The sequence below is a fragment of the Bradyrhizobium sp. genome (genome assembly GCF_049798375.1).
Lineage (GTDB): Bacteria > Pseudomonadota > Alphaproteobacteria > Rhizobiales > Xanthobacteraceae > Bradyrhizobium.
Genome location: NZ_JBARGP010000672.1, coordinates 1 through 1,766 on the forward strand (window position 1 = coordinate 1; position 1,766 = coordinate 1,766).

Genomic DNA, 1,766 nt, shown 5'->3' on the forward strand with positions numbered 1-1,766 from the left:
GAGCCGCGCGTCCCTAAAGTCGCATCCACTACTCTCTTGATCAATCCAACATTCACCTTCCAAGGACCGCGAACAGCCTTTTGCCGATCGATCCCTTAATGTCAGCCCCATAGAGCACCCCCTCGCGGATCAGGTGCTCAGAAAGGAATCACAAGTGATTCTTTCGATTCAAGATTTCGCCGATCAGCGGATCAGTTCGAATGGTCAACGTTATGGGTAATTGAAAGCCGGTGAGGGCCGTCTTGTCGAGTTAATGCGAGTGATGTGTAACAGCCCTTATGGCAGCAATAAGTTCAGTGCTCAGATTGAACGGTTCGAAGTTGTTGAGACTGGCCGTCGCCGTCGCTGGACCGATGATGAGAAGCTCAAAATCGTCCTGGAGAGTTTGCAGGCACCGCGCGCGGTCTCGTCGACGGCACGGCGATACGGTATCTCGCGCTCGCTTCTGTTGACTTGGCGACGATCGTTCGGGACGCGAACGAGCGATAATGAACAACTTCAGCCCACTTTTGTGCCGGCGACGGTGATGCCGGACCAACCGCCGGCACCGCCGGCAGCTTTGGCGAAGCCAGCGAGTGGACGTATGGAGATTGTCGTCGGCAAGGCCTGTCGCGTGATCGTGGACGCCGGCGTTGATATGACCGCGTTGTCTCGCGTGTTGGATCTGCTGGAGCGGCGATGATCCCGATCGCAGCAGGTGCGAGGATCTGGATCGCAACCGGTCACACGGACATGCGCAAAGGCATGCAGGGTCTGGCATTGCTGGTGCAGGAGGGGCTGGGACGAGATCCTTTTGCCGGCGACGTCTTTGTGTTCCGTGGTCGTGCTGGCACCCTGATCAAAGCCCTTTGGCACGACGGGGTCGGGCTGTCGCTCTCCGCGAAGCGACTGGACCGTGGCCGCTTCATCTGGCCGGCGACGGTGGATGGCGTGGTGTCGCTGACCGCAGCTCAGATGGGCTATTTGCTGGAGGCGATCGACTGGCGCAACCCCCAACACAGCTGGCGGCCGCAGAGCGCAGGATAGGTTGCGCAATAATCCCGTGAGATTGAAAAAGCGCGCGCCAAATCGCGACTTTTGTGATTCCTTCGGTGCATGGTGACGGTCCCGAGAAGCTACCGGAAGACATTGAGGCGCTGCAAGCGGCGTTGCTGGCGACGCGCGCCGAACTTGCCAGCGTTCGCGCCCAGCAGTCCGACGACCATGCGCTAATCGCTCACCTGAAGCTGCAGATCAAAAAGCTGAACCGTGATCGTCATGGCCCTCGCTCGGAGCGGACAGCAAGGCTGCTGGATCAGCTCGAACTGACACTGGAGGAGCTCGAGGCTTCAGCGACTGAGGACGAACTTGCTGCCGAAATGGCCGCGGCCAAGACGACGAAGGTAGCCTCCGGAGCTTCGCGGCAAGCCGGTCGCCGTCGGCGGATCCCGCGAGCGCGGTGTCGTCGCGGCGGCGAGCTACGAAGCCCGAAAGTTCGGCGTGCGCTCGGCGATGCCGTCGGTGACGGCCAGAAGGCAATGTCCGGACCTGATCTTCGTCAAGCCGCGCTTCGAGGTCTACAAGGCTGTCTCGCAGCAGATCCGCGAGATCTTCGAGGAGCACACGCCGATAATCGAACCGTTGTCGCTCGACGAGGCCTATCTCGACGTTACCGAGAACCTTCAGAATCTCCCATTGGCGCGGGACGTCGCGCTCGCGATCCGTGCGAAGATCATGGAGGCGACCGGGCTCAACGCCTCCGCCGGCATCTCCTACAACAAATTCCT

2 protein-coding genes and 2 pseudogenes are annotated in these 1,766 nt (G+C 60.2%); all 4 read left to right on the top strand.

All coding sequences use genetic code 11. The features are described from left to right. The first annotated feature begins 262 nt into the window (after positions 1-262). A complete protein-coding gene (gene tnpA, locus WA702_RS26230; RefSeq protein WP_425113455.1) occupies positions 263-682 on the top strand; it encodes an IS66-like element accessory protein TnpA in 420 nt (139 codons plus the stop codon). Next, the gene (gene tnpB, locus WA702_RS26235; protein WP_425113454.1) at positions 679-1,026 is read left to right on the top strand and encodes an IS66 family insertion sequence element accessory protein TnpB; all 348 of its coding nucleotides are present in this window, start codon (positions 679-681) and stop codon (positions 1,024-1,026) included. The genes tnpA and tnpB overlap by 4 nt, the downstream gene beginning before the upstream one ends. Positions 1,027-1,127: 101 nt before the next feature. After that, positions 1,128-1,439, top strand: a pseudogene (locus WA702_RS26240) (IS66 family transposase); the annotation flags it as partial. Then, positions 1,390-1,766, top strand: a pseudogene (locus WA702_RS26245) (DNA polymerase IV); the annotation flags it as partial. The pseudogenes WA702_RS26240 and WA702_RS26245, both read left to right, overlap by 50 nt.